The sequence below is a fragment of the Sphingomonas sanguinis genome (assembly GCF_019297835.1).
Taxonomy (GTDB): Bacteria; Pseudomonadota; Alphaproteobacteria; order Sphingomonadales; family Sphingomonadaceae; genus Sphingomonas; species Sphingomonas sanguinis_D.
On the sequence record NZ_CP079203.1, the window covers coordinates 3,260,197 to 3,285,000 of the forward strand.

Consider the following 24,804-nt stretch of genomic DNA (forward strand, 5'->3'; position numbering starts at 1 on the left):
ATGAAGTGGGTGAAAGCGTCAGGCGAACAGGGTCAGGAGGCCGCGTGCCGGGTCGGTCAGGCCTTCCCAGATCATCTTGCCCGCGACCCACAGGATGACGAGCAGCCCGACATAGGCAAGCCAGCGATAACGCTCGATCACCCGCGCCAGCACATTGGCGGCAAGGCCCATCAAGGCGACCGACAGGATCAGGCCGATGGCGAGGATGCCGGGATGGTCGCGCGCCGCGCCCGCGACCGCCAGGACATTGTCGAGGCTCATCGAGATGTCGGCGACCGCCACCGCCCAGGCGGCGGCCCAGAAGCGGCGCAGGGCCTGTTCGGTCAGAGGATCGTCTTCCGCCGCACCGCCGCGCAGCTCGCGCCACATCTTCCAGGCGACCCAGACCAGCAGCAACCCGCCCGCCAGCACCAGCCCGACGATCTTGAGCAACTGCGTGACCACCAGCGCGAAGCCGATGCGCAGGACGAGTGCGGCAACCACGCCAACCAGGATCACCTTGCGCCGCATCGCCGGGGGCAACCCGGCCGCCAGCGCGCCGACGACGATGGCGTTGTCGGCGGCCAGCAACACGTCGATCATGACGACCTGGGCAAAGGCGGCGAGCGCGGTAGGCGTCCCGATCGCGGCGAAGTCGGCGACGATATGCTGCCAGAGCGTTGCCATCGGATCAGCCCACCAGCGGGAAGGCGAGCACCGCCATCCCGACCAGCGTCATGACCACGCACACCACGGCGGCCGGGACCAGCGTGAAGCGCTGGTGATCCGCCAGATCGATGCCCGCCAGGCTGACCAGCAGATAGGTCGACGGGACCAGCGGGCTGAGCAGATGGACCGGCTGGCCCATCAGCGAGGCACGCGCGATCGCCATCGGCGACACGCCGTAATGCGCGCCCGCCTCGGCCAGGATCGGCAGCATTCCGAAATAAAAGGCGTCGTTCGAGATGAAGAAGGTGAAGGGCAGGCTGAGCGCGGCGGTGATCGGCGCCATGTACGGCCCCAGCACCGGCGGGATGAAGCCGACGACTTCTTTGCTCATCGCCTCGACCATGCCGGTGCCCGACAGGATGCCGGTGAAGATACCGGCGGCGAAGATCAGCGATACGACCGACAGGACGTTACCGGCATGGGCGGCGATCCGCTCCTTCTGCTCGGCCACCTGCGGATAGTTGACGATCATGGCGATAGCGAAGGCCAGCATCATCAGCACCGACAGCGGCAGGATGCCCGAGACCAGACCGGCGATCAGCGCCAGCGTCAGCGCGCCGTTGAACCAGCGAAGGTGCGGGCGGCGCGCCTCCGGGAATTGCGACACGGCCATGCCGGTGAAGGCGGTCGGTTCGTTGGCCTTCACATGGCCGATGCGGCGACGCTCCTTGCGACCGAACCAGATCGCCAGACCGATCAGGAAGGCGAGGCCCGCAATCATGCCGGGGATCAGCGGCAGGAACAGCGTCGCGGGATCGAGCTTCAGCGCGCTGGCGGCGCGGGCGGTCGGACCACCCCAGGGCGTCAGGTTCATGATGCCGCTAGTGGTCATGAGTAGGCAGCACAGGTACAGCCGGTTCATGTCGTACCGCTTATAGAGCGGCAGCAGCGCGGCGATGGTGATGATGTAGGTCGTCGACCCGTCGCCATCGAGGCTGACGAGCGCGCACAATACCACCGTGCCGATCAGGATCGCCAGCGGATCGCCGTGCACGACCCGCAACAGCCGGTTGACCAGCGGATCGAACAACCCGGTATCGGTCATGATCGAGAAGAACAGGATGGCGAAGAGCAGCATCACGCCGGTCGGCGCGAGGTTCTTGATGCCGTCGATCATCATGTCGCCCAGGCCGGAAGCGAAACCGGCGATCAGGGCGAAGGCGGTGGGCACGACGATCAGCGCGACGAGCGGGGTCATCCGCTTCGTCATGATAAGCGTCATGAAGGTGGCGACCATCAGGAAGCCAAGCAGGGCAAGATCCATCGAAGGATGCTCCGTGAAAGGAGAAATGGGGTGTTTAGAAGGTGACGGCGATGCGGGTGCCGATCGTCTCGCCGCTGTCGGGGCCGGTATAGGTCCCTGCGCGATTGTCGGTGTCCCAATGGACCCAGTTGAACTGGAGCCGGGTGAAGCTGTTGAGATACCAGTTCACGCCTGCCGTCGCGGCCCAGCCGCGCCCGCCGGTCAAGAGGCTGGTGTAATCGAGGTTCTCGTAGCGTGCGGTGAGTTCGATCGCGCCCGGTCCGCCCTCGAAGATCGGCTTTAGGACACGCGGCTGGCCGAAGCTGCCGAGGCGGGGGTTGTACGGCGGCAGGTCGCCGGTGACGAACCAGCCGCCCGACAGGCTCCATGCCTTGCTGAGGAAATCGGGACGTCCGCCGGTCAGGCGCGCACGGCGCTCGCCCGCCTCGGCCATGACCCAGACCGGGCCGACATAGCCGCCCAGCTCCGCGCCGTAACCCGTGGTGCTGCGCCCGCCCAGCAGCGCGCCGGTCGACACGCGCAGCGCGCCGTTGAAGCGGCCGCCGATCACCGTGTTGCGGGTCAGCGTGGTCGCGTTGGCGGACAGCGCCTCGTCGAAGCCCCAGAGGCCGACATGCAGGACCGAATGGTCGCTCTTGATCGGGTTCCAGTGCGCGCGGCCCAGCACCGTGCGGCTGTCATTGCCGCCCTGGTTGCCGTCGATCCGGTCGCCGGTCAGCGTCAACGAGGCGTGGCCGGTCTTCCAGAATAGGCGCGGCATGATGCCGACGCCGTAGAAGCCGCGTTGTGGGATGATCGCGGTGGAAACGACGGTGCGCTCCATGAACGGCGTCGAGTCCGATCCCGTTGAACCCTCGAACCCGCGATCGTTGAACAGATGCCCGGCGCGCAGGTCGTAATCCAGACCCGGCCGGATGCGGTTGCGCCAGCCGATAAAGGCGGTGACGATATCGACGTCATTCTCGGAGAAGTCGGTCTCGAACTGATAGAAGAAGTGCGTGCCGACCCCGCCTTCCAGACCAAGGCGCAGCGCACGCATGCCGGTCGTGGTGATGTTGCGCCCGTCATAGGCCGATCCGAAGGTGGAGCTGACATCGGTCAGGATGCGGCCGCGCGGCTTGAAGGTGTAGATGCCGTCGGCCGAGTGGAAGACGGGCAGACCCGCGCCCCATTCGGTGGTGACCCCCGCCGCATTGGCCTGGCGTGCCTGCGCGACGTCGCGCTCGGCGGGGCCGGGGGGCACCAGCTGCGGCGCGAAGGGGCGGGTGACGGTATCGCGGCCGATCGTGTCGCTTTGCGCCAGTTGCGGCGCGGGCGGGGTAGTCGGGGCAGGGGCGGTGACCGGAGCGGGCGCGGCGGCGGTCGTACCCTCCAGCCGGTCTAGCCGGGCGCGCAGGGTCGCGATCTCCGCGGCCTGCTGGCGGACCAGCGCGGCGAGGTCGTCGTTGCTCGGCGTCTGGGCGAGCGCGGGGGTGGCGGCCAACAGGGCGACCAGCGCGGTGGCGGTTCGGATCGGGGTCATCATTTGGGGGCCTCTTGAGCAAGAGTGGCGCGCCAGTCGGCCAGGAAGCGGCGGCGCTTGATCGTGTCGAGATTGACGAGAAGTTGCGGCCCGACGCGGATCGGGCGCTGCTGTTCGGCGGACAGGCGGGGTGCACGGACATCGGCGCGCACCGGCAGCAGCCATTGCCGGGCGAGCAGCGTCTGCCCGGTGCGCGACAGCAGGAAGTCGAGGAACAGCCGCGCCGCCGCCGGATGCCGGGCATCGCGGGCGATGAAGGCGACGCGCGAGGCGATGATCGTATAGTCGCGCGGAAAGACCACCCGGATGTTCGGGTCGCGCATCGCACGGGTCAGTGCGTAGGGGCCGACGACATTATAGGCGATGGCGATCTGCCCCGCCGACACCGCGTCCAGCATCGGCTCGGTGGTGCGCGACAGCATCGGCCGGGTCGCCGCGATCGCCTGCACCAGCGAGCGGGTGTCGCGGGTGATCGCATGATCCTCGGTCAGGTAGAGATAACCGACATTGGACCGGGCGGGGTCGTAGGTGGCGACCTTGCCCGTCAGCGCGCCGCGACGGGTGCGGAGCAGTTGCTCGAACGCCTCGTGCGTGCGCGGCACCTGTCCGGCGGGGATCAGACGGCGATTGACGACGAAGGCGACCGGCTCGGCGGTGACGCCGTACCCCATATTCTTCCACACCGCCGTGGCGGGGAGTGCGGGCTTTTCGGGGCTGAGATAGCCTTGCGCATAGCCGTCGTTGATCAGCTTGGCCTGGAGGTCCATCGCCGACGACCAGACTAGGTCGGCCCCTGGTGCCTTGCCCCGCGCCTCGGCGACGACGCGGTCATAGATGGTGCTCGATTCCAGATCGTCGTAGCGTACCTGGACGCCGGGATAGGTGCGGCGAAAGGCGGCGATCAGCGGTTGCATCGCGGCGGTGTCGGCATTGCCATAGACACGCACCTCACGCTCGCCGCGCGCGTCGGCGACCAGAGTGTCATAGGAGCGGGGGTAACCGGTCGGGCGCTGCGCATCGGCGCGAGCGGGCACGACGGCACCCAGCATCAGCATCGATAGAATTACCATTCGCATCGTTCAGGTCCTCTCGCTTCCCGCCTCTGAGTTCGGGTAAGCTCAATGCCATGGATTATCCCGGCAAGCTGTCATCCGCCTTTCACGGAGGGCCTGCGTCATGCGGATTCTGATCGTCGAGGATGATGCGGCGCTGGCTCGCGGGATCGTCGCGCTGCTCCGCGCGGCGGGCCATGCGGTCGATCATGTCGCAACCGGCGAGGACGCGCTGATGGTCGCGGCGGACGAGGCCTATGCACTCGTCGTCCTGGATGTCGGGTTGCCGGATATCGACGGTTTTTCGGTGCTCCAGACGCTGCGGCGGCAGGGCAACCGGGTGCCGGTGATGATGCTGACCGCGCGCGATGCGCTGGACGACCGGGTGCGCGGGCTGGATCTGGGCGCGGACGATTATCTGCGCAAGCCCTTCGCGCCGGAGGAATTGGAGGCGCGCATCCGGGCGCTGGGGCGGCGGCGCGGCGGCGATCCGACGCCCGAGCTGGTGGTCGGGGCCCTGGTCCTCGATCGTTCGCGCGGCGCCGCGCGGGTGGGGGAGCGACCGCTCGACCTGCGTCGCCGCGAATGGGCGGTGCTCGATGCGCTGGCCACCCGCGCGGGGCAGATCGTGCCGCGCGAGACGCTGCAGTCCGAGGTGTTCGGCTATGACGAGCCGGTCGGCCCCAACGCGATCGAGGTGAACATCACGCGGCTGCGCGGCAAGCTGGCCCCCGACGGTCCGGCGATCCGCACCGTGCGCGGGGTCGGCTATATGCTCGATGCCCATTAAGCCGCCGCGCGGGCGTGCCGTAGCGCTGCGCACCCGGCTGCTTGCCGCGATGCTGGCGCCGATGCTGGCGATCGCGGTGCTGCTGGGGCTGGCGGGGGCGACGCTGATCGCCGATGTCGTCCGCCGGACCAACGACCGCGTGCTCGGCGGTGCGCTGGGCGCGGTGGCCGAGACGGTGCAGGTAGAGCGCGGCGAAGTGACGCTGGATCTGCCCGCCGCCGCCTTCGGGATGCTGGAGAATAGCGAGCGCGACAATGTCTATTACCGGATCGCGGTGGGCGGGCGTCTGCTGACCGGCTATGCCGATCTGTCCGCGCCGAACATCGCCGAACTGGCGCTCGACACGCCGCGCTTCCGCTTCGCGCGCTACCGCGACCAGGATATCCGTATCGCCGAGGTGCGCCGCGCGCTGCCGCGGATCGACGCGCCGGTGATCGTGCAGGTCGCCGAGACGCTGGACGGCCGCCGTGCGCTGCAACGGCGGCTGGTGATCGCGCTGCTGTTGGGCGAGTTGCTGCTGGTGGGCGTGGCCATGCTGCTGATCCGCCCGGCGCTCGCCTGGAGCCTGCGGCCGCTGGCGGGGCTGCGCGGGGCGGTGGCGGCGCGGGACACGCGCGCGACGCCGGATTTGTCGCCGCTCGACACCGGGCCGCTGCCGGTCGAACTTCGCCCGCTCGCCGATGCGTTCAACCATCTGCTCGCCCGGCTGGACAGTGCGACGGCAGGCATGCGGCGCTTTACTGCCGATGCCTCGCACCAGATGCGCACGCCACTGGCGGTCCTGAAGGTGCAGGTGGCGCTGGCCCGGCGTGGCAGCCCGACCGCGCTGGGCGAGATCACCGCCGCCGCCGACCGGCTGGAGCATCTGGTGACGCAGTTGCTGGCGCTGGCTCGGGCGGAAGAGGCGGGCATCGCGCCACCGCGCGAGCGGGTCGACCTGCGCGAAGTGGCGGTCGCCGTCATCAATCGCCGGATCGCGCAGGCGATCGACGCGGGGGTGGAAATCCATCTCGATGCGCCCGCTGACATCGCGATTGCCAGCCACCGCACGCTGGTATTCGAAATCCTCTCCAACCTGATCGACAATGCGATCCGTTATAATCGTCGCGGCGGCCAGGTGATGCTGACCATTTCATGTGAAGAAGGGGAGGCCGTTAGGATCGTGGTGGCTGATGACGGGCCTGGTTTGCCCGATGCCGAACTAGTCCGTTTGGGCGAGCGCTTCACCCGTCTTTCAAGCGCACGCGATAGCGAGGGAAGTGGCCTCGGCCTCGCTATCGTCCGTTCTGCGGCGTCGCGGCTTAATGCGTCGCTGGATATCGTCAGTACCCGACCCGGACTGCGCATCACGCTACGCTTTGAACCTGCAGCTGCAATAGCAAGAGTTGGCTTCGCGGAATTAAATGGACCCGCAGGGCCCCGCCCAGTTCGGAGCGAACCTGCAGTTCGATGAATGGGTGTCGGATGTTGGAAGGTAGTCTGAACGGCTCGAAGTGGGTCACAGGGCCTAGCCCACTGGCAGGCGATGCGTAGCGTCCGCTGCCTGACTGGCGTTGGAGCGCTCGTCGTGAACGATGACGATGCTGTCTGGAGCAAATTCGGATCAGTCGGCATCGTACCGGCAGCGGTACGGATGGCGCGGTACCGATGGCGCGGTTCAGGTCGTCGCGGGTGCGGGCGGCGGCTTTGCGCAGGAGCGCCTTAAGCTTGGCGAAGGCGTTTTCAATCGGGTTCAAGTCAGGCGAGTAAGGCGGAAGGAAAAGCAGCCGTGCCTCCCTTGCCTCGATCGCCATGCGTGCCACGACGCTCTCGCGGGCGGGCAGGTTGTCGAGGGTCACGACGTCGCCGGGCTTCAGCGTCGGGCGCGTGCGCCTATGTCCGTGGCGCGCCAAGAAAAGCCATAGCGTCGATACCGCCACCGCGATCCCCTCGGCGGCCAGCGCCGCGCGCCACTCGGCAAGGGTGATATCGGGAGCCGCCTCGTACAGCGCTGATATACGCGCCGCCTTGGCCTCGTTGCGATTGAGCGCATGTCACCTCCCTCGGCTTGGCCATGGGCTTTCCCTGATCGCGCTGAAGTGCTGCCGCCGCACGATCGCCGCGCTTGCATGCCTCACGCCGTATCCCTGTCCTCACCGCCATGCGCGACAGGATACGCGCCAAGGATAAGGCGCCAAAGACCATCCTCATCGCCCTGATCCGAAAGCGACAGCCTATCGCACTCGCATGATCATCACAGTGGCCCCCGAGGGGGGACGTGGTGGTAAGTACCCCACCTTCAATCTGAGCTGTTCCATCCAGGTGATTGTACTGGTCAAGCGGCGGTTTGAGTGACTCCGTCCATCGATCTGAGAGTACCGGCCGCCACCGAGCATATTTCCTCCATGCCGGAGTGCTACGGATGCTGGCGACGGCGATCTCATGCTCCTCGTGAGGCGTTCGAGGTTCGCTCTCACAATCTCGTCACATCGAGGTTCGAGGATCGCCCGTTATCACGCTCGCCGCCTAAAGCTCATCCAATACAAAGACTTGGCGTGGTTTTGTTTTCAGGCTCCGACGACAAGAACGGCCGCGCGTTCGGTGATGGCGCGCATCAGGCCGGTGTCAAACGCCTGGGCCAGCGATCCTTCCACGAACCGATCGGCCCGCAGCAGATATGTCAGAATCCAGCCGAGTTGTTCGACGCTGGCATCGGCGACGGCGGAGGGATGCTCGATCATGTGCATCAGCGTGGTGCGTGCTTCGTCATCCAGGGGCCTGAGGTAATGGGCGGCGACATCCTCCCCGGCGATCGCGGTGACGAAGGTGGAGGCGGGTTCGGAGAGGTGGAACCAGGGCATGGTGATGACCCCCTCGGCGGATCGCCGGGGTTCGGTCCATGCGCCCGTCACGAAATCCGGGCTGGCCAGGATAGGGGCGAAAGCGGCGATGTTGCGAAGCGTGGCCATGTCCATATGCTGATCCTATCCGCCCCATGAGGGACGGCCACCGTTTTTGCGTATTGGTGTGATGATGACCGACCCGCTCGACCGCGATCTCGCCCGACTGGCGCAGAACACTCTGCCCGCGACCCTGGACGGACTGGAGCACCGGGTCGCGACCGCGATCGATGCCGGGGCGTCGGAGGCGGGGAGCCTGTCGGTTCGAGGATTGGCGCTGGCGGGGGGCGCGGCGCTGATGCTGGGGATCGTCGGGGGCGGGGTAGTCGCCGGGCGGATCGAGGCGCGGGAGCGGTCGGTGGCGGTCGTCGCGCTCGATGCGGGACTGGCGCCATCTACCCTGTTGCTCGGCCGATGAGCCGATCAGTGCGTCGGAATCTGCTGACGCTGGCGATTGCGTTCGTCGCGGCGCTGGCGGGGGTGGCGATCGGATGCCGCTTGCTGATGCCTGCCGAGCCACAGGCCAGCGACATCCATATGCTGATCCACCGCGACATCGCGCTCGACCCGGGGCAACGGATCGCGCTCGACCGGCTGGAGGCGCGGTTCGCGGTGCAGCGGGCGGCGCTGGAGGCCCGGCTTCGTGGCGACAATGCCAGGCTGGCCGCCGCGATCGAGGCGGAGCATCGTGATGGGCCGCAGGTCGCCCAGGCGATCGACGCGGTGCACCACAGCATGGGCGACCTGCAAAAGGCGACGCTGGCGCATGTCTTTGCGATGCGGGCCGTGCTTCGCCCCGATCAGGCGGCGACCTTCGACCGGCTGGTGGCGGCCAAGCTGACCGATACGGCGCGGTAGCCAGGCGCGTGGGCGACCGCGATCTGGCGGGGCTGGCGGACGGCGATCTGGTCGCGCTGGCGATCGGCGGGCGGCCGGGCGCCTATGCCGCGATCGTCACGCGGCACAAGGCGGCGCTGTATCGCCTGATCCTGGCGCAGGTCCGCGACGCCGACGAGGCGCTGGATCTGGTGCAGGAGAGTTTCGTCGCGGCGCATGGCGCGCTGGGTCGGTTTGATCAGACGCGGAGCTTGCGCGCCTGGCTCAGTCGGATCGCGCTCAACAAATGCCGGGACTGGGCGCGGCGGCGGCGGGTGCGCGCGATGCTGGCGCGGGTGCTGCCGGTCGAGGCGGCGGCAGAGGTCGCCGACGACCGGATCGGGGGTGAGGCGGCGGCGATCGAGCGGGATTCTCTGGCGCGCACGCTGGCGGCGCTCGATGTCCTGCCCGCCGCGTTGCGCGAACCGCTGATCCTATGCGCGGTCGAGGGGCTGAGCCAAGCCGAGGCAGCCGAGGCGTTGGGTTTGAGCGCAAAGGCGGTCGAACTGCGCATCCGCCGGGCGCGTGCCGCCTTGCGCGAGCAGACCGAGTGAGGGGCCGGGTAAGGGGAGGGCCGCTCCCTCGCGTATAGGGAGGCATGATCGACCCGACGACCGCGATACGCCGCCGAGACCTTCTGGCTGGGGGCGTCGGCCTGACCTCGCTTGCCGCCCTGCCCGCTTTGCCCGTCTGGGCGCAGGGCCATGGCCTGTCGCCCCATGGCGAGCAGCGTGCCGAACTGACCGGCCCCGACATCACCCTGACCATCGCGCGCCAGCATATGATGATCGACGGCAAGCCCTATCATGCGATCGGCATCAACGGCTCGGCGCCTGCCCCGTTGATCCGCCTGCGCGAGGGGCAGCGGGTGCGGATCACCGTGGTCAACGCGCTGGACGAGGAGACCTCGATCCACTGGCACGGGCTGCTACTGCCCTTTCAGATGGACGGGGTGCCGGGGATCAGCTTTCCGGGCATCCCGGCGGGCGGACGCTTCACCTATGAGTTTCCCGTCATTCAGGCCGGGACCTATTGGTATCACAGCCATTCGGGGTTGCAGGAGCAGGAGGGGCTGTACGGCCCGATCGTGATCGACCCCGCCGGGGCCGATCCTGCCGCTGCGGATCGCGAGCATGTGGTGCTGCTGTCCGATCACAGCCCGCTTCACCCTCATGCGATCTTTCGCCGGTTGAAGCTGCAGGGCGGCTATTTCAACTATCAGAAGCAGACGCTGGCCGGGCTGCTGGCGGGCAAGGACCAGCCGCTGCGCGAACGGCTGGACTGGGGTCGGATGCGGATGGACCCCAGCGATGTGTCCGACGTGACGGGTTCGACCTATCGCTATCTGGTCAACGGCCATGGACCCACGGACAATTGGACCGGGTTGTTCACGCCCGGCGAGCGGGTACGGCTGCGGCTGGTCAACGCCTCGGCGATGACCAACTTCAACATCCGCATCCCCGGCCTGACGCTGACCGTCGTACAGGCCGATGGGCAGGATGTGCGGCCGGTGACGGTCGACGAGCTTCAGATCGCGGTGGCAGAGACCTATGACCTGATCGTCACGCCGACCGAGGACCGCGCCTATACGCTGGTCGCCGAAACCTGGGATCGATCGGGCATGGCGCGGGGGACGCTGGCACCCCGGATGGGCATGGCCGCGCCCGTGCCTGCGCTGCGCCCCCGGCCGCTGGCGACGATGAAGGACATGGGGATGGGAGGCATGGAGCACGGCGCCATGGCGGGCGGCTGTTCCCCCGAACATGCCGCGATGGGGCATTGCCAGCCGGATGCCGCGCCCCGGATGGATCATGGCCAAATGGATCACGGCCAGATGGACCACGGCCAGATGAGGCACAAGATGCGCGACTTCGCCAACGCCCCCGGCCTGCCGCGCACGCCCGTCGTCCAGACGGTCGCGCCGATGCCGGTCGATCGTACCGGCGAACCGCCGCAGGGGCTGGCCGATGTCGGCCACCGCGTCCTGACCTATCGCGACCTGATGAGTGCCAGGGCCAATCCCGACACCCGTACGCCGTCGCGCGCGCTGACCATCCATCTGACCGGCAATATGGAGCGCTATATGTGGGCGTTCGACGGGGTGAAGCTGAACGCCGTGACCGCGCCGATCCCGTTCCGGCTGGGCGAGCGGGTGCGCGTGACTCTGGTCAACGACACGATGATGGCGCACCCCATCCATCTGCACGGCCATTTCTTTGAGCTGGTGACGGGGCATGGCGATCACGCCCCGCGCAAGCATACGGTCAATGTCGCACCAGGCGGCACCGCGACCTTCGACCTGACGGCGGATGCCGAGGGCGACTGGGCGTTCCACTGCCATATGCTCTATCACATGCATGCGGGCATGATGCAGGTCGTCACCGTCCGGCGGGATGCGGACAAGGGAGCGGCGGCATGATCCCCTTTGCGCTGCTGTTGCTCGCCGAGCCGATGGGGCAGCATCATCACGACATGGCGATGCCGGGCATGACCATGGCTCCGGCCAAACCGGCTGCCGCACCCCGAAAGACGGTCAGGCGTCGGGCGGCCAAGCCGGTACCGCGTAAGGCGCGGCCCGCGGCGGCGGCCTGTTCGCCCGAACATGCGGCGATGGGGCATTGCGGTTCGGGTGAGGCCAAGCCCGAGACGATGCCCGCCATGGCGCCGATGGCGGGGGAGGCCACTCCCTCGGCCTGCTCGCCGGACCATGCCGCCATGGGGCATTGCCTGCCCCGGACGGAATCGATGCCTGAGGGCATGGCGATGGACCACAGTTCGATGGACCACGGCTCGATGGACCACGGGGCGATGCCTCAACAGTCCGTCGGCTCCGCGCCGCCACCCCCGGCTCCGACCGATCGGGCCGCCGACCGCTTCTACGACCCCGCCGCCATGGCCGCCGCCGACCGGCGGATGCGGATGGAGCATGGCGGCATGCGTTTCTCGCAGATCCTATTCAATCTGGCCGAGGTGCAGGTCCGCGACGGGCGCGACGGCTATCGCTGGGACGGGGAGGGCTGGTTCGGCGGCGACATTCACCGGCTGGTCGTGAAGAGCGAGGGCGAAGGCGCGTTCCGCGACCGGATCGGCGCGGCGGAGGTCCAGGCGCTCTATGCGCGGGCGATCGACCCCTATTGGAATCTTCAGGCGGGCGTGCGGCAGGATGTCGGCGAGGGCGCTCGGCGGACCTATGCGGTGGTCGGGGTCGAGGGGCTGGCCCCCTATTGGTTCGATGTCGAGGGCGCGCTGTTCCTGTCGGACAAGGGTGAGTTGCTCGCCCGCACCGAGGCATGGGTCGACCAGCGGATCACCCAGCGCGCGATCCTGCAACCGCGCATGGAGGTGAATTTCGCTGCGCAGGACGTGCCCGACCAGCGGATCGCGGCGGGCGTCTCCAGCCTCGAGCTGGGCCTGCGCCTGCGCTACGAGATCGCGCGCGAGTTCGCCCCCTATGTCGGTGTCAATTGGGAGCGGCGCTACGGCCCCGCCAGCGGCGGCGGCCCGGCGCTGGCGCTGGGTATCCGGACCTGGTTCTAGGGGCGATCGACATTCACAATGGCCCTTTCTTCCCTCTCCCCTGGACAGGGGAGAGGGTTAGCGGAGCTTGCCAGCCTGCTGGCTAGCGCAGCTTGGGTGAGGGGTTGAGCGAGCCTCCGGCTCGCGCTCGCTTTGCGAGCAATCACCCCTCACCCAGCTCCGACTAAGTCTTTGCGATGCAAAGACCAAGTCTACGCAACCCTCTCCCCTCTATGAGGGGCGAGGGAAGGATAGCTATGGCTGAATGTCGATCGCCCCTAGAAATAGCGCAGCCAGTGCAGGTCACGGCGGCGGCGTTTCAGGTCGGCGAACCATTTGGTCGGGTAATAGAGCGGCACGAGCAGCAGAAGGTACACCAGCCACATCGCCCCGACCGAGGGCAGGCCGAACACCTGCCCCTGATTGGTGCCCCAGACCGCCACCGCGCCCAGATACAGCGCGCGCAGCACATAGAGGTGAAGCAGGTAGAAGGCCATCGGCGCACCGCCCATCACGGCCAGCTTGCGGGCGATCGGCCCGCTCCGCTCCTCGAACAGCGCGAGCAGCAGCGCCGCGACGCCCAGCGTCGGCAGCAGGAACAGCAGGGACGGCGGATATTTGGTCAGCGCCACGAAGCTCATGACGCTGCGCAGAGGATCGCCCGGCACCGGCGCCCAGGGCGCATCGCCGTAAAGGTTGATCGCGCGCAACAGGATGAAGCCCAGGATCAGCCCCAGCCCAAGCGCCGCCAGCCAGCGCCGTCGCTCCTCGGCCGAGCGCGTGAACCACGGCCCGATCGCATAGCCTAGCGCGATGACGCCGATCCAGGGCAACACCGGATAGGTCGTCTTGATGGTGATCCCCATCCACTCGAACGCGGTGCGCTTGTGGATCAGCGCCCAGGGTTTGAACCACGGGCTGTCGGGCGCAAAGGCGATGGGGTCGAGCAGGTTGTGCCCCGCCACGATCGCAACCCCGATCGCCGCCACGCCCCAACGCGGCAGATGGATCAGCCCGGCGAGCGCGATCATGCACACGCCGATCGCCCAGATGACCTGCAGCCAGAGCGTCTGGGGCGGGAACTGCGCCGACCAGGCGAAGCCGACCAAAGTCACCTCCAGCAGCATCAGGAACAGGCCGCGCGTCAGCAGGAAGCGGCTCGTCTCCGCGCGGCTGTGCGTCTGACCATAGAGCCAGGCCGACAGGCCGGTCAGCAGGATGAAGGTCGGCGCACAGAGCGAGGCCAGCGTCCGACCGAAGAACAGCGCGGGCGCGACGAGGCGCGCGTCCATCGGATCGCCGACCAGCCAATGGGTGCCCAGCGTATCGCGCACATGGTCGAGCAGCATGATGACCATGACCAGCCCGCGCACCGCATCGATGCTCGCAAGACGGGCGGCGGCGACGACCGGTGGCGTGGTGGTGCGCGCGGCGTCGCGCGGCAGGGTCAGGCTGGTCACGCATCCTCCTCCGGCCAGAGTGCGTCGATGACCAGCAGCAGCCGGTCTTCGCCGGTCCCGGCGATCGGTGGCGAGCGGTGGATGATCGCGCGGTCGCCCGCCCGTTCGCGACCCTTGAACAGGCCGACATCGCCCGCCGACAGGGCGTGCGGCGCGCTATCCTCGGTCGCCCCCAGCGGCAGCCATTGGGTCGCCTGCCCGCAATAGGTGGTGATGAGGCGCAGCCCGACATAGTCGGCGTGGAACTTCCAGCAGCCATTGCCGGTGACGCGCTCGATCCGCACCTCGACCCGTTCCTCGCCGGTCCAGGTGGCATAGAGCATCGCCAGTCGCGCGACATCGGCGGCCAGCGTCTCGTGCCATCGCTGGGAGGGCAGGGCGCCCAGCGCCTCGCGCACGCCCGCCGCGACCGCTGGCGTGGCCGCAGCGAATCGGATCGTCGGGAAATCCTCAAGATCGGGTGCGAGCAGGGGCGAGGGACGTGCCCAGACCGCCAGCGTCACCTCCGGCTGGTCGATCGTCGCCAGCACAGCGGAATCGCTATCGATACGGACGTGATCTGGCAGGGATACGGGTGGCAGGAGCGTGGCGGTATCGGCCGTCGGAATCATGCAAAACAACTTTGATCGTTCATGTTACGGTGTAACATTACCAGATGAGTCCCGATAACGAAAGCCATTGTCCGGACAAAGCAAAAGGGGCGGCACCTCGCGGCACCGCCCCTTCTTCATTCGCTGGAATCAGCCGGATCAGCCTGCGTCTTCGTCAGGGAAGGCGTTGGTCGGCTTCGACCCCCAGAGTGCGTAGAACAGGATGTAGAGTTCGCACACCGCGGTCAGCAGGAACGACTGCTGCAGTCCGTAATGATCAGCCAGCCAGCCATGCACCGCGACCAGGGCGCCGCCCGCGATCGCCATGATGAGCAGGCCGGAGCCTTCCTCGGTCAGCGGGCCGAGGCCGCGGATGCCGAGCGTGAAGATGGTCGGGAACATGATCGAGTGGAACAGGCCGACCAGGATCAGCGACCACATGGCGACATGGCCGGTGGTGAACACGGTCGCCAACATCACGACGAACGCGCCGATCGAGAAGACGGCCAGAACGATCCCGGCGGGCACCTTCTGCATGATCGCCGAGCCGACGAAGCGGCCGACCATCATCCCGCCCCAGAGCAGGGTCAGGTAGCGGCCTGCGGCCTCGGTCGTCATGTTGCCGATGTCCGGGCGGCTGACGAAGTTCACGAACAGGTTGCCGACGCCGATCTCGGCGATAAGGTAGATGAAGATCGCGCCGATGCCGAACACCAGGTTGCGATGCTTCCACAGCGAGTGGTTCTTGCGATCCTCCTTGGCGACGCGGCTGGTCGCCGAACCCATGGCGGGCAGCGGGAAGCGCGCGATGACGAGGGCGAGGACGACTAGCACGACCGCGACCAGACCGTAAGGCAGCACGACCGCATGGGCGTCGGCCAGACGCTCCGCCTGGGTCAGCGCGGCGCTACCGGCCTCCGCCGTGCCGCCCTTCGACCGGCCGAGGATCAGATAGGCGCCGAACAGCGGGGCCAGCATCGTGCCCATCGAGTTCATCGCCTGAACGAGGTTCAGGCGCGACGACGCCGTGTCCGCCGGGCCGAGCACCGCGACATAAGGGTTGGCCGCGACCTGGAGCAGCGTGATGCCGCTGGCGATCACGAACAGCATCAACAGGGTGACGCCGTAGGAGGGCAGCGACGCCGCCAGCATCATGCCGACCGCACCCGCCGCCATGATGAGCAGGCCCGTCACCAGCGACTTCTGATACCCGATCCGCTCGATCAGCTTGGCCGAGGGGATGGAGGCGAAGAAATAGGCGATGAACCACACGCTCTCGATCAGCGAGGCCTGGAAATAGCTCAGCTCGAACACGCTGCGCAGGTGAGGCAGCAGCGTCCCGTTGATGACGGTGATGAAGCCCCACATGAAGAACAGGCTGGCCAGCAGGGTCAGCGCCGAACCGTAATTGCTCGTCCCTCCCCCGACAGCTTGTGCGCCGGTGGCGCGGGACGTGACGGGTGCGGCCATTGCAATCCTCTCCTTCGCACCGGCGAGCATCATCAAAAGATGTTCGTTGACCGGCTTGCTCCTGATATTTTGTCTGACTATAGTGACGCAAAAGGCGCGTCAATGGCGTCTGAATGCGGAGGGATGAGGCATGTCGATGGCGTCAATCAAGAGCTTTCTTACTTTGATAGCGGTAACCTCCGTAATGACGTCCACCGCCGCTCTGGCGAGCGAGGTGAAGCGCGCGCCTGCGGGCTATTCCGCCGAGGGCGGCGCGATCGAAACGGTGACCCTGACCAACAAGGCCGGGCTGTCGGCGCGCGTGCTGACCTATGGCGCGACTCTGCAGTCGGTGATGGCGCCGGACCGGGACGGCAAGTTCGCCGACGTGCTGCTCGGTTATGACAAGGCCGAAGATTATGTGAACCATCCGAACTTCTTCGGGGTCACGGTCGGCCGCTTCGCCAACCGCATCGCGGGCGGCCGCTTCACGCTGGACGGCAAGAGCTATCAGCTGCCGCTGAACGACAAGGTCAACTCGCTGCACGGCGGGACGAAGGGCTTCGACAAGCATCTGTGGAAGATCCTGTCGATGAAGGACGGCCCCACCGCCAGCGTGGTGCTGGCGCTGACCAGCGCGGATGGCGACCAGGGCTATCCCGGCAAGGTCGAGGCGACGGTCACCTATTCGCTGGACGAGGCGGGGGCGTTGACCATCGCGTTCGAGGCGAAGACCGACAAGCCGACCGTCATCAACATGACGAACCACGCGATCTTCAACCTGAACGGTGAAGGCTCGCCCCTGGGCGCGACCTTCCACAAGCTGACCATTCCGGCCGCCGCCTTCACGCCGGTCGATGCCAAGCTGATCCCGACCGGCGAGCTGAAGCCGGTTGCGGGCACCGTGTTCGATTTCCGCGCGGCCCGCGTCGTCGCCGACGGCATCCGCGACGGCAACGACCAGCAGATCCGCTACGGTCAGGGCTATGACCACAACTTCGCGCTCGACAAGGGGCTGACCGCCACGCCGCAGCTGTCGGCGCGGCTGGAGGATCCCGCCTCGGGCCGCGTGCTCGAAGTGCTGTCGACCGAGCCGGGCGTACAATTCTACACGGGCAATTTCCTCGACGGCACCTATGTCGGCAAGAAGGGCCATCTGTACCGCATGGGTGACGGCATCGCCCTGGAGCCGCAGAAATTTCCGGATTCGCCCAACAAGCCGTCCTTCGTCTCCCCGCGCGTCGATCCGGGTAAGCCCTACCGGCATACCATGATCTATCGCTTCTCCACCGTTCGCTGACCGAAAGCCTGACATGACCGACACGCCCACCCAGAAGCTGCGCAGCCGCGCCTGGTTCGACAATCCCGACAATATCGACATGACCGCGCTCTATCTGGAGCGTTATCTGAACTTCGGCCTTTCGCTGGAGGAGCTTCAGTCGGGCAAGCCGATCATCGGCATCGCGCAGAGCGGCTCCGACCTCTCGCCCTGCAACCGCCACCATCTGGTGCTGGCCGAGCGGGTGCGTGAAGGCGTGCGCGAGATGGGCGGCATCGTCCTGGAATTCCCGGTCCACCCGATCCAGGAAACCGGCAAGCGTCCGACCGCCGGTCTCGACCGCAACCTGTCCTATCTGGGGCTGGTCGAGGTGCTGTACGGCTATCCGCTCGACGGCGTCGTGCTGACGATCGGTTGCGACAAGACGACCCCGGCGATGCTGATGGCGGCCGCGACGGTCAACATCCCGGCGATCGCGCTGTCGGTCGGGCCGATGCTCAACGGCTGGCACAAGGGCGAGCGCACCGGCTCGGGCACGATCGTCTGGAAGGCGCGCCAGATGCTGGCGGCGGGCGAGATCGACGATGCGGAGTTCATCCGCCTGGTCGCCTCTTCGGCTCCCTCGACCGGCTATTGCAACACCATGGGCACCGCGACCACGATGAACTCGCTGGCCGAGGCGCTGGGCATGTCGCTGCCGGGTTCGGCCGCGATCCCCGCGCCCTATCGCGATCGCCAGGAAGTCGCGTACCTCACCGGCAAGCGCATCGTAGAGATGGTGGCCGAGGATCTGAAGCCCTCCGAAATCCTGACTAAGGACGCGTTCCACAACGCGATCAAGGTCAACTCGGCCATCGGCGGCTCGACCAACGCGCCGATCCACCTCGCCGCGATCGCGCGCCACATCGGCGTCGACCTGCCGGTGCAGGACTGGGAGAGCGAAGGCCACAAGATCCCGCTGCTCGTGAACCTGCAACCTGCGGGCGAGTATCTGGGCGAGGATTATTACCGTGCGGGCGGCGTGCCCGCCGTGGTCAACCAGCTGATCGAGCAGGGGCTGATCCATGAGGATGCGCTGACCGTCAACGGCAAGACCATGGGCGAGAATTGCCGTGGCGTCGCGATCGAGGACGAAAAGGTCATCCGTCCCTTCGCTCAGCCATTGGTGGAGGAAGCGGGCTTCATCGTGCTGTCGGGCAATCTGTTCGATGCCGCGATCATGAAGACCAGCGTGATCTCGCCCGAGTTCCGCGAGCGTTACCTGTCCAACCCGGACGATCCCAATGCCTTCGAAGGTCCCGCGGTCGTGTTCGACGGGCCGGAGGATTATCACCACCGGATCGACGATCCCGCGACCGGCATCACGCCGCAGACGTTGCTGTTCATGCGCGGCGCGGGGCCGATCGGCTATCCGGGCGCGGCGGAAGTCGTCAACATGCGTCCGCCCGCCTATCTCATCACCGAGGGCGTGCATTCGCTGCCCTGCATCGGTGACGGGCGTCAGTCGGGTACCTCGGGCTCGCCCTCGATCCTGAATGCCAGCCCCGAGGCGGCGGCGATGGGCGGTCTCGCGCTGATCCAGACCGGCGACCGGGTCCGCATCGACCTGAACACGGGCAGCGCCAACATCCTCATCTCCGAGGAGGAACTGGCCGAGCGTCGCAAGACCCTCGCGGCGGCAGGCGGGTACAAGTATCCGGCGTCGCAGACCCCGTGGCAGGAAATCCAGCGCTCGGTGGTCGGTCAGATGTCGACCGGCGCGATCCTGGAGGGTGCGGAGAAGTATCAGCGCATCGCCCAGACCCAAGGCCTGCCGCGCGACAACCACTGATGACGGCGACCGGCCGGGCGGATCATTCCGTTCGGCCGGTCGGTTCGCGCTTCTACAGGGTGTCAGGAATGCCCGTCGCGCTCCGCGATCAGGGCCGCCGCCCAGGCGCACGGCGGGACGGACCGCATGAAATCTCCGCGCGCCAGCGTCGCCGGAAGCCCATCAGATTTGAATGCCCGGCCTATCCCAGGCGGCCTAGAACGGGCCGCCCGACCCAGGCCCCCTTGACCTGAACCGGACAGCAATCGATACCGCTAACAAATCTGCGGAGAGGAAATATGGCCAGCAATCTTACCGACCTGATGGGCGCTTTGCCGGACGATTGGCGTGATGGGCGCTTCGTCGGTCGGATCGACCGGGGCGAGGGGCCTTGCCCCATATTGGTCGAGAATGGCCAAGTCTATGACATGAGCCGCGTGGCCCCCACCGTCTCGGCGCTGCTGGCGAGCGGCACGGTCGAGGCGTCGCAGGGCGAGGCGCTGGGCGAACTGGCCGATCTGAACCTGTCGCCGGAAGCGGGCGCGGCCCATCGGCTGCTGTCGCCGATCGACCTGCAATGCGTGAAGGCGGCGGGCGTGACCTTTGCCGTGTCGGCGCTGGAGCGGGTGATCGAGGAGCGAGCGCGCGGTGACCATGCCAAGGCGGCGGGGCTTCGCGGCACGCTGGAGGCGGCACTGGGCGGCAATATCCGCTCGGTTGTGCCCGGCTCTCCGGAAGCGGCGCAGCTGAAGGACGCGCTGATCGCCGAGGGGCTGTGGTCGCAATATCTGGAGGTCGCGATCGGCCCGGATGCGGAAATCTTCACCAAGTCGCCGGTCCTCTCGACGGTGGGCTGGGGGATGCCGGTCGGCGTCCGCTCCGACTCGACCTGGAACAATCCGGAGCCGGAAGTGGTGCTGGTCGCCGATGCCCATGGCAAGGCGGTCGGCGCGACGTTGGGCAACGACGTCAACCTGCGCGATTTCGAGGGGCGCTCGGCGCTGCTGCTCGGCAAGGCGAAGGACAATAACGCGTCCTGCTCGCTCGGCCCGCTCGTCCGCCTGTTCGACGACGGCTTCACCATGGACAATGTCCGGTCGAGCGAGGTCAAGCTGACCATCACCGGCACCGACGGCTATGTGCTGGAAGGCGCGAGCTCGATGGACCAGATCAGCCGCGATCCAGAGGACCTGCTCGGTCAGGCGCTCAGCGAGCATCATTACCCGGACGGCCTCGTCCTGTTCCTCGGCACGCTGTTCGCGCCGACCCAGGACCGTGACGAGCCGGGCCGCGGCTTCACCCACAAGGTCGGCGACACGGTCGTCATCACCAATCCGCGCCTCGGCACGCTGGTCAATCCGGTGATGACCTCGGCCGATGCCCCCGCCTGGACCTTCGGTCTGGGCGACCTGATGCGCAACCTGGCCAAGCGCGGCCTGTTGTGACGGAGACTTCCATGTTGCAGAAGACCAGTGCCGCGACCGACATGGTCGCGCGCTACCCCAGCCTGATCGACAAGCGCGTCATCGTGACCGGCGGCGGCTCGGGGATCGGCGAGGGGCTGGTCGAGGCATTCGTGGCGCAGGGCGCGCGCGTCGCCTTCGTCGACATCGCCGAGGATGCCAGCCAGGCCCTGGTCGACCGGCTGACCCCGGATGCGCGCCATGCGCCGATCCAGCGCCGCTGCGACCTGACCAACCTCGACAGCCTGACGGCGATCTTCGCCGATCTGGAAGAGGCGCTGGGCGGTGTCGATATCCTGGTCAACAATGCGGGCAATGACGATCGCCACAGCATCGAGGACGTCACCCCGGCCTATTGGGACGAGCGGCTGAACGTCAATCTGCGCCACCAATTCTTCGCCGCGCAGGCGGTGATCCCCGCGATGAAGCGGGCAGGCGGTGGCGCGATCCTGAACTTCGGGTCGATCAGCTGGCATCTGGGTCTGAACGACCTGGTCCTCTACCAGACCTGCAAGGCCGCGATCGAGGGGCTGACCCGCAGCCTCGCGCGCGATCTGGGCCGCGAGAATATCCGCGTGAACACCATCGTGCCGGGCAATGTGCAGACGCCGCGCCAGGAAAAATGGTACACGCCTGAAGGCGAGGCGGAGATCGTCGCGGCCCAGTGCCTCGACGGGCGCATCCAGCCCTCGGACGTCGCGGCGCTGGTGCTGTTCCTCGCGTCGGACGATGCGAAGATGTGCACCGGCCACGACTATTTCATCGACGCCGGTTGGCGCTGATCAACCGGGCGAGAGCAAGGAGAGAGTGATGCAGCAGGCCGAACATTGCCTGACCGTGGGTGCGACGCTGGGCGAAGGTCCGATCTGGGTCGATGACGCGCTGTGGTTCGTCGATATCAAGCAGCAGCGCATCTACCGCCACGATCCGGTCGCGGGCACGCTCGATCACTGGGCCTCGCCCGAAATGGTCGGCTGGGTGGTTCCGGCGCAGCGCGGCGGCTTCGTGGCCGGGTTGAAGTCCGGCCCGCATCACTTCGACCCCGCGACCGGCGGCTTCGAGCGGCTGGCCGAGGTCGACACGCATCTGCCCGCCAATCGCCTGAACGATGCCTGTGTCGACGGGCAGGGCCGGATCTGGTTCGGCACGATGGACAATGACGAGACCTCGCTGTCGGGTCGCCTATTCCAATGGGCCGCAGGACTGGTGACGCCGACCAGTGCGGATGCGGTGTGCATCACCAACGGTCCCGCCATCTCGCCGGACGACTCGACTCTCTATCATGTCGATACGCTGGGTAAGGTGATCCTGGCGCATCCGATCCTGGGTGATGGCACGCTCGGCCCCGCGACCGAGTTCGCGCGGTTCGGCGATGCGGACGGCCATCCCGACGGCGCGATCTGCGATGCCGAGGGTGGCGTGTGGGTCGGCTTCTTCGGCGGTTGGGCCGCGCGGCGCTATGGCCCGGACGGCGTGATGACCGACGAGGTGCGCTTCCCCGTGTCCAACATCACCAAGATCGCGCTGGGCGGCCCCGATGGCCGCACCGCCTATGCCACCACCGCGCGGCAGGGCCTGTCGGAAGAGCAACTGGCCGAGCAGGTTCAGGCGGGCGACATCTTCACCTTCCGGGTCACGGTTCCCGCCAAGCCGGTCCACCGCGCGGCGATTTGAATTCTCCCCCTCTCCCCTGGAGAGGGGAGAGGGTTAGCGGAGCTTGCCAGCGTGCTGGCTAGCGCAGCTTGGGTGAGGGGTTGAGCGAGCCAAAGGCTCGCGCGCTCGCGTCCCGCGAACGCTCACCCCTCACCCAGCTTCGACTAAGCCTTTGCTTTCGCAAAGACCAAGTCTGCGCAACCCTCTCCCCTCGATGAGGGGCGAGGGGAGGAAAAAGCATCACAGAATGGCAGTTCGGCCGGAAAACTCTCATTCCCGAACCCGGCGTCTCGGGTGGCCCGCTCCCTTCGCGGGAGCGGGCCTTCTATCCCTCCATCGCGCTGCGGGTATCCTCCAGCGCCAGATCGACGAGCAGCCGCATCGCCTCTCCCGCCGCCTCGACATCGCCTGCGGCGATCGCGTCATAGACCTTCACATGGTCGGGCACCGGATTGCGGGGCAGCGCGCGCGACCGCTGCTTGAACTGGGTCGTCCAGGCGACGGCCGCACCGATGCTCGCGGTCAGCACGACCAGCGCGTCGTTGCGTGTGGCGGCCAGCACCGCATTGTGGAAATCCCGGTCCGCCGCGCGCCCCGCCTCGGTCGCGAGCGTATGGCGGCGCATCGCCCCCAGCGCATCGCGCATCTCCTTGAGGTCGGCCTTGTCGCGCCGCTCGGCCGCGAGGCGTGCGGCGGCAGGCTCGACGATCGAACGCAGCTCGAACAGGCTGCGCACGAACTGGATGTCCGGCTCGCCCGAAAAGGCCCAAGCGAGGACGTCGGGATCGAGCAGGTTCCAGCGATGGCGCGGCAGGACACGCGTGCCCGTCTTGGGACGGCTTTCGACCAGCCCCTTGGCGCTGAGCACCTGTACCGCTTCCCGGTACGCGCTGCGCGACACGTCGAGCGCTTCGGAAAAGGCGACCTCGCCCGACAGCGTGTCGCCGGGGCGGTACTCGCCCGAGACGATCGCTGCGCCCAGCTTGTGCGCGATCGCGCCGTGCAGGCGGCGGCCGGTACCGCGCTTGGCCTTGGGAGCGGACTCCTCCGACCTTATATCCGTCGGAGCTTCGGGCGGCGCATCCCCGTTCGTCATGCTGTCACTCATCGATCCTACCTCTCCGCCCCCATCCTTACCCACAACCTTTAACATTGCCATCGCTCCGTCAAACTAATATGTCGGAGTAATATAAAGGAGCTTCCCCTATGACCGATTTCCGTTCGATCGACGCCGCCACCGGCCAGCCGGTGGGCGACGCTTTCGCGGTCCACGGACCGGCCGATGTCGATGCGGCCTGCGCCGCTGCGGAGGAGGCGTTCGACGTCTATCGCGCCACCAGCCGCGAAGAGCGCGCCGCGTTCCTCGACAAGATCGGTGCCGAGATCATGGCGATCGGTGACGACCTGATCGTGGCCGCGATGCGCGAGAGTGGCCTGCCGCGCGCGCGTCTGGAAGGCGAGCGTGGCCGCACCGTCGGCCAGCTGGGCCTGTTCGCCAAGGTGCTGCGCGCCGGGGCCTATCTGCAGGTCCGCATCGACCCCGCCATGCCCGACCGCCAGCCGCTGCCGCGCCCCGACCTGCGCCTGCGCATGGTGCCGCTCGGCCCGGTCGCGGTGTTCGGCGCGTCGAACTTCCCGCTCGCCTTCTCGACCGCCGGTGGCGACACCGCCTCGGCGCTGGCCGCCGGTTGCCCGGTCGTGGTGAAGGGCCATCCCGCCCATCCGCAGACCGGCGCGCTGGTCGCCGCCGCGATCGAGCGGGCGGTCGAAGCCTGTGGCCTGCCCAAGGGGGTGTTCAGCCACCTGACCGGCCCGAGTAACGAACTGGGCGCGGCGCTGGTCCGCGATCCGCGCATCGCGGCGGTCGGCTTCACCGGCTCGCGCGCGGGTGGCCTGGCGCTGGTCAAGATCGCGCAGGAACGCGCCGTGCCGATCCCGGTCTATGCCGAAATGTCGAGCATCAACCCGGTCGTGCTGATGCCGGAAGCGCTGAAGGCGCGTGGGAGTGCACTGGGCACGGCGTTCGTCGGTTCGCTGACCATGGGGGCGGGCCAGTTCTGCACCAATCCGGGCCTGTTGCTCGCCATCGAGGGCGAGGGGCTGGACGCGTTCGTCGAGGCGGCCCGCACCGCGCTGCCCGAAGCGGCGGCGCAGACCATGCTGACGCCGGGTATCCATGCGGCCTATACCAAGGGCATCGAATCGCTCGCCAGCCATGACAAGGTCGAGACGATTGCGCAGGGCAAGGTGGGCGAGGGCATCACCGCCGGTCGCGCCGCCTTCTTCCAGACCACCGCCGAGGCGTTCCTCGCCGACGAGGCTCTGGGCCATGAAGTGTTCGGCGCCTCCTCGATCCTGGTCCGCTGCCGCGACGAGGCGGAGTTGATCGCGGTGCTCAAGGCCGCCGAGGGTCAGCTGACCGCGACGATCCAGATGGACGAGGGCGATACCGACATGGCCGCGCGGCTGGTGCCGGTGCTCGAGCGCAAGGCG

General features: G+C 67.4%; 22 protein-coding genes and 1 pseudogene (1 of these 23 only partly in view). 13 read left to right on the forward strand and 10 right to left on the reverse strand.

The annotated features are described in order from the left end of the window. Positions 1–18: 18 nt before the first annotated feature. Genes KV697_RS15285 through KV697_RS15300 form a run of 4 tightly spaced genes read right to left on the reverse strand, consistent with a single transcriptional unit; the run spans position 19 to position 4,570 of the window. Entirely contained in the window at positions 19–666 is a 648-nt protein-coding gene (locus tag KV697_RS15285) for a YjbE family putative metal transport protein (protein WP_219018928.1), read from the reverse strand. Between the two features lie 4 nt (positions 667–670). Further along, entirely contained in the window at positions 671–1,972 is a 1,302-nt protein-coding gene (locus tag KV697_RS15290; RefSeq protein ID WP_219018929.1) for a CitMHS family transporter, read from the reverse strand. A 34-nt stretch (positions 1,973–2,006) separates the two neighbouring features. Continuing rightward, complete coding sequence (locus KV697_RS15295; protein WP_374011370.1) at positions 2,007–3,497, reverse strand: OprO/OprP family phosphate-selective porin; 1,491 nt, start codon at positions 3,495–3,497, stop codon at positions 2,007–2,009. After that, complete coding sequence (locus tag KV697_RS15300) at positions 3,494–4,570, reverse strand: ABC transporter substrate-binding protein (RefSeq protein WP_219018930.1); 1,077 nt, start codon at positions 4,568–4,570, stop codon at positions 3,494–3,496. The genes KV697_RS15295 and KV697_RS15300 overlap by 4 nt, the downstream gene beginning before the upstream one ends. A 100-nt stretch (positions 4,571–4,670) precedes the next feature. Here KV697_RS15300 and KV697_RS15305 point away from each other — a divergent pair, with 100 nt between their 5' ends. Together KV697_RS15305 and KV697_RS15310 are read left to right on the forward strand one after the other, a co-directional pair. Beyond that, positions 4,671–5,336 (forward strand): response regulator, encoded by a 666-nt coding sequence (locus KV697_RS15305; protein WP_056439767.1) that lies wholly within the window; start codon positions 4,671–4,673, stop codon positions 5,334–5,336. Continuing rightward, positions 5,326–6,789 carry a sensor histidine kinase gene (locus KV697_RS15310; protein WP_219018931.1) on the forward strand — a complete coding sequence of 488 codons (1,464 nt, stop codon included), beginning with the start codon at positions 5,326–5,328 and terminating at the stop codon, positions 6,787–6,789. Before KV697_RS15305 ends, KV697_RS15310 begins: the two co-directional genes overlap by 11 nt. Before the next feature lie 190 nt (positions 6,790–6,979). Here the strand turns inward: KV697_RS15310 and KV697_RS20180 are convergent. Then, a pseudogene (locus KV697_RS20180) lies at positions 6,980–7,198 on the reverse strand (transposase); the annotation flags it as partial. A gap of 684 nt (positions 7,199–7,882) precedes the next feature. Next, the gene (locus KV697_RS15320; protein WP_219018933.1) at positions 7,883–8,284 is read right to left on the reverse strand and encodes a DUF6508 domain-containing protein; all 402 of its coding nucleotides are present in this window, start codon (positions 8,282–8,284) and stop codon (positions 7,883–7,885) included. A 61-nt stretch (positions 8,285–8,345) separates the two neighbouring features. On the opposite strand from KV697_RS15320, the gene KV697_RS15325 reads away from it, so the two are divergent. Genes KV697_RS15325 through KV697_RS15345 form a run of 5 tightly spaced genes read left to right on the forward strand, consistent with a single transcriptional unit; the run spans position 8,346 to position 12,628 of the window. Beyond that, complete coding sequence (locus KV697_RS15325; RefSeq protein ID WP_219018934.1) at positions 8,346–8,633, forward strand: hypothetical protein; 288 nt, start codon at positions 8,346–8,348, stop codon at positions 8,631–8,633. After that, positions 8,630–9,073, forward strand: a complete 444-nt coding sequence (locus KV697_RS15330; RefSeq protein ID WP_219018935.1) for a periplasmic heavy metal sensor — start codon at positions 8,630–8,632, stop codon at positions 9,071–9,073. The genes KV697_RS15325 and KV697_RS15330 overlap by 4 nt, the downstream gene beginning before the upstream one ends. A gap of 8 nt (positions 9,074–9,081) precedes the next feature. Then, positions 9,082–9,645, forward strand: a complete 564-nt coding sequence (locus tag KV697_RS15335) for an RNA polymerase sigma factor (RefSeq protein ID WP_219018936.1) — start codon at positions 9,082–9,084, stop codon at positions 9,643–9,645. Positions 9,646–9,689: 44 nt separating this feature from the next. Continuing rightward, positions 9,690–11,510, forward strand: coding sequence for a copper resistance system multicopper oxidase (locus KV697_RS15340; RefSeq protein WP_219018937.1), 1,821 nt, complete (start codon positions 9,690–9,692; stop codon positions 11,508–11,510). After that, positions 11,507–12,628 carry a copper resistance protein B gene (locus tag KV697_RS15345; protein ID WP_219018938.1) on the forward strand — a complete coding sequence of 374 codons (1,122 nt, stop codon included), beginning with the start codon at positions 11,507–11,509 and terminating at the stop codon, positions 12,626–12,628. The genes KV697_RS15340 and KV697_RS15345 overlap by 4 nt, the downstream gene beginning before the upstream one ends. Before the next feature lie 257 nt (positions 12,629–12,885). Here KV697_RS15345 and KV697_RS15350 read toward each other — a convergent pair whose 3' ends face one another. The 3 genes from KV697_RS15350 to KV697_RS15360 all read right to left on the reverse strand — a co-directional run bounded on the left by KV697_RS15350 (position 12,886) and on the right by KV697_RS15360 (position 16,127). After that, a complete protein-coding gene (locus KV697_RS15350) occupies positions 12,886–14,067 on the reverse strand; it encodes a DUF1624 domain-containing protein (RefSeq protein WP_257575363.1) in 1,182 nt (393 codons plus the stop codon). Continuing rightward, on the reverse strand, positions 14,064–14,678 hold the full coding sequence (locus KV697_RS15355; RefSeq protein WP_219018939.1) for a DUF1826 domain-containing protein: 615 nt from the start codon (positions 14,676–14,678) through the stop codon (positions 14,064–14,066). The genes KV697_RS15350 and KV697_RS15355 overlap by 4 nt, the downstream gene beginning before the upstream one ends. 138 nt (positions 14,679–14,816) lie before the next feature. Continuing rightward, positions 14,817–16,127 (reverse strand): sugar MFS transporter, encoded by a 1,311-nt coding sequence (locus KV697_RS15360; RefSeq protein ID WP_219018940.1) that lies wholly within the window; start codon positions 16,125–16,127, stop codon positions 14,817–14,819. A 184-nt stretch (positions 16,128–16,311) separates the two neighbouring features. Here KV697_RS15360 and KV697_RS15365 point away from each other — a divergent pair, with 184 nt between their 5' ends. From KV697_RS15365 to KV697_RS15385, 5 genes are all read left to right on the forward strand, one after another. Beyond that, entirely contained in the window at positions 16,312–17,406 is a 1,095-nt protein-coding gene (locus tag KV697_RS15365) for an aldose epimerase family protein (RefSeq protein WP_219018941.1), read from the forward strand. A 13-nt stretch (positions 17,407–17,419) separates the two neighbouring features. Continuing rightward, a complete protein-coding gene (locus KV697_RS15370) occupies positions 17,420–19,216 on the forward strand; it encodes an IlvD/Edd family dehydratase (RefSeq protein ID WP_219018942.1) in 1,797 nt (598 codons plus the stop codon). Positions 19,217–19,494: 278 nt separating this feature from the next. After that, positions 19,495–20,640 carry a fumarylacetoacetate hydrolase family protein gene (locus tag KV697_RS15375; RefSeq protein ID WP_219018943.1) on the forward strand — a complete coding sequence of 382 codons (1,146 nt, stop codon included), beginning with the start codon at positions 19,495–19,497 and terminating at the stop codon, positions 20,638–20,640. An 11-nt stretch (positions 20,641–20,651) separates the two neighbouring features. Continuing rightward, a complete protein-coding gene (locus KV697_RS15380; RefSeq protein ID WP_257575364.1) occupies positions 20,652–21,440 on the forward strand; it encodes an SDR family NAD(P)-dependent oxidoreductase in 789 nt (262 codons plus the stop codon). A 28-nt stretch (positions 21,441–21,468) separates the two neighbouring features. Next, positions 21,469–22,332 carry an SMP-30/gluconolactonase/LRE family protein gene (locus KV697_RS15385; protein WP_219018944.1) on the forward strand — a complete coding sequence of 288 codons (864 nt, stop codon included), beginning with the start codon at positions 21,469–21,471 and terminating at the stop codon, positions 22,330–22,332. 304 nt (positions 22,333–22,636) lie between these two features. Here KV697_RS15385 and KV697_RS15390 read toward each other — a convergent pair whose 3' ends face one another. Beyond that, positions 22,637–23,407 carry a FadR/GntR family transcriptional regulator gene (locus KV697_RS15390; RefSeq protein WP_257575365.1) on the reverse strand — a complete coding sequence of 257 codons (771 nt, stop codon included), beginning with the start codon at positions 23,405–23,407 and terminating at the stop codon, positions 22,637–22,639. 110 nt (positions 23,408–23,517) lie between these two features. On the opposite strand from KV697_RS15390, the gene KV697_RS15395 reads away from it, so the two are divergent. Beyond that, on the forward strand, positions 23,518–24,804 hold the 5' portion of the coding sequence (locus tag KV697_RS15395) for an aldehyde dehydrogenase (NADP(+)) (RefSeq protein ID WP_219018945.1). Its footprint extends 237 nt past the window's final position; 1,287 of the gene's 1,524 nt are visible here — the first part of the coding sequence; it begins with the start codon at positions 23,518–23,520; the stop codon falls past the right edge of the window.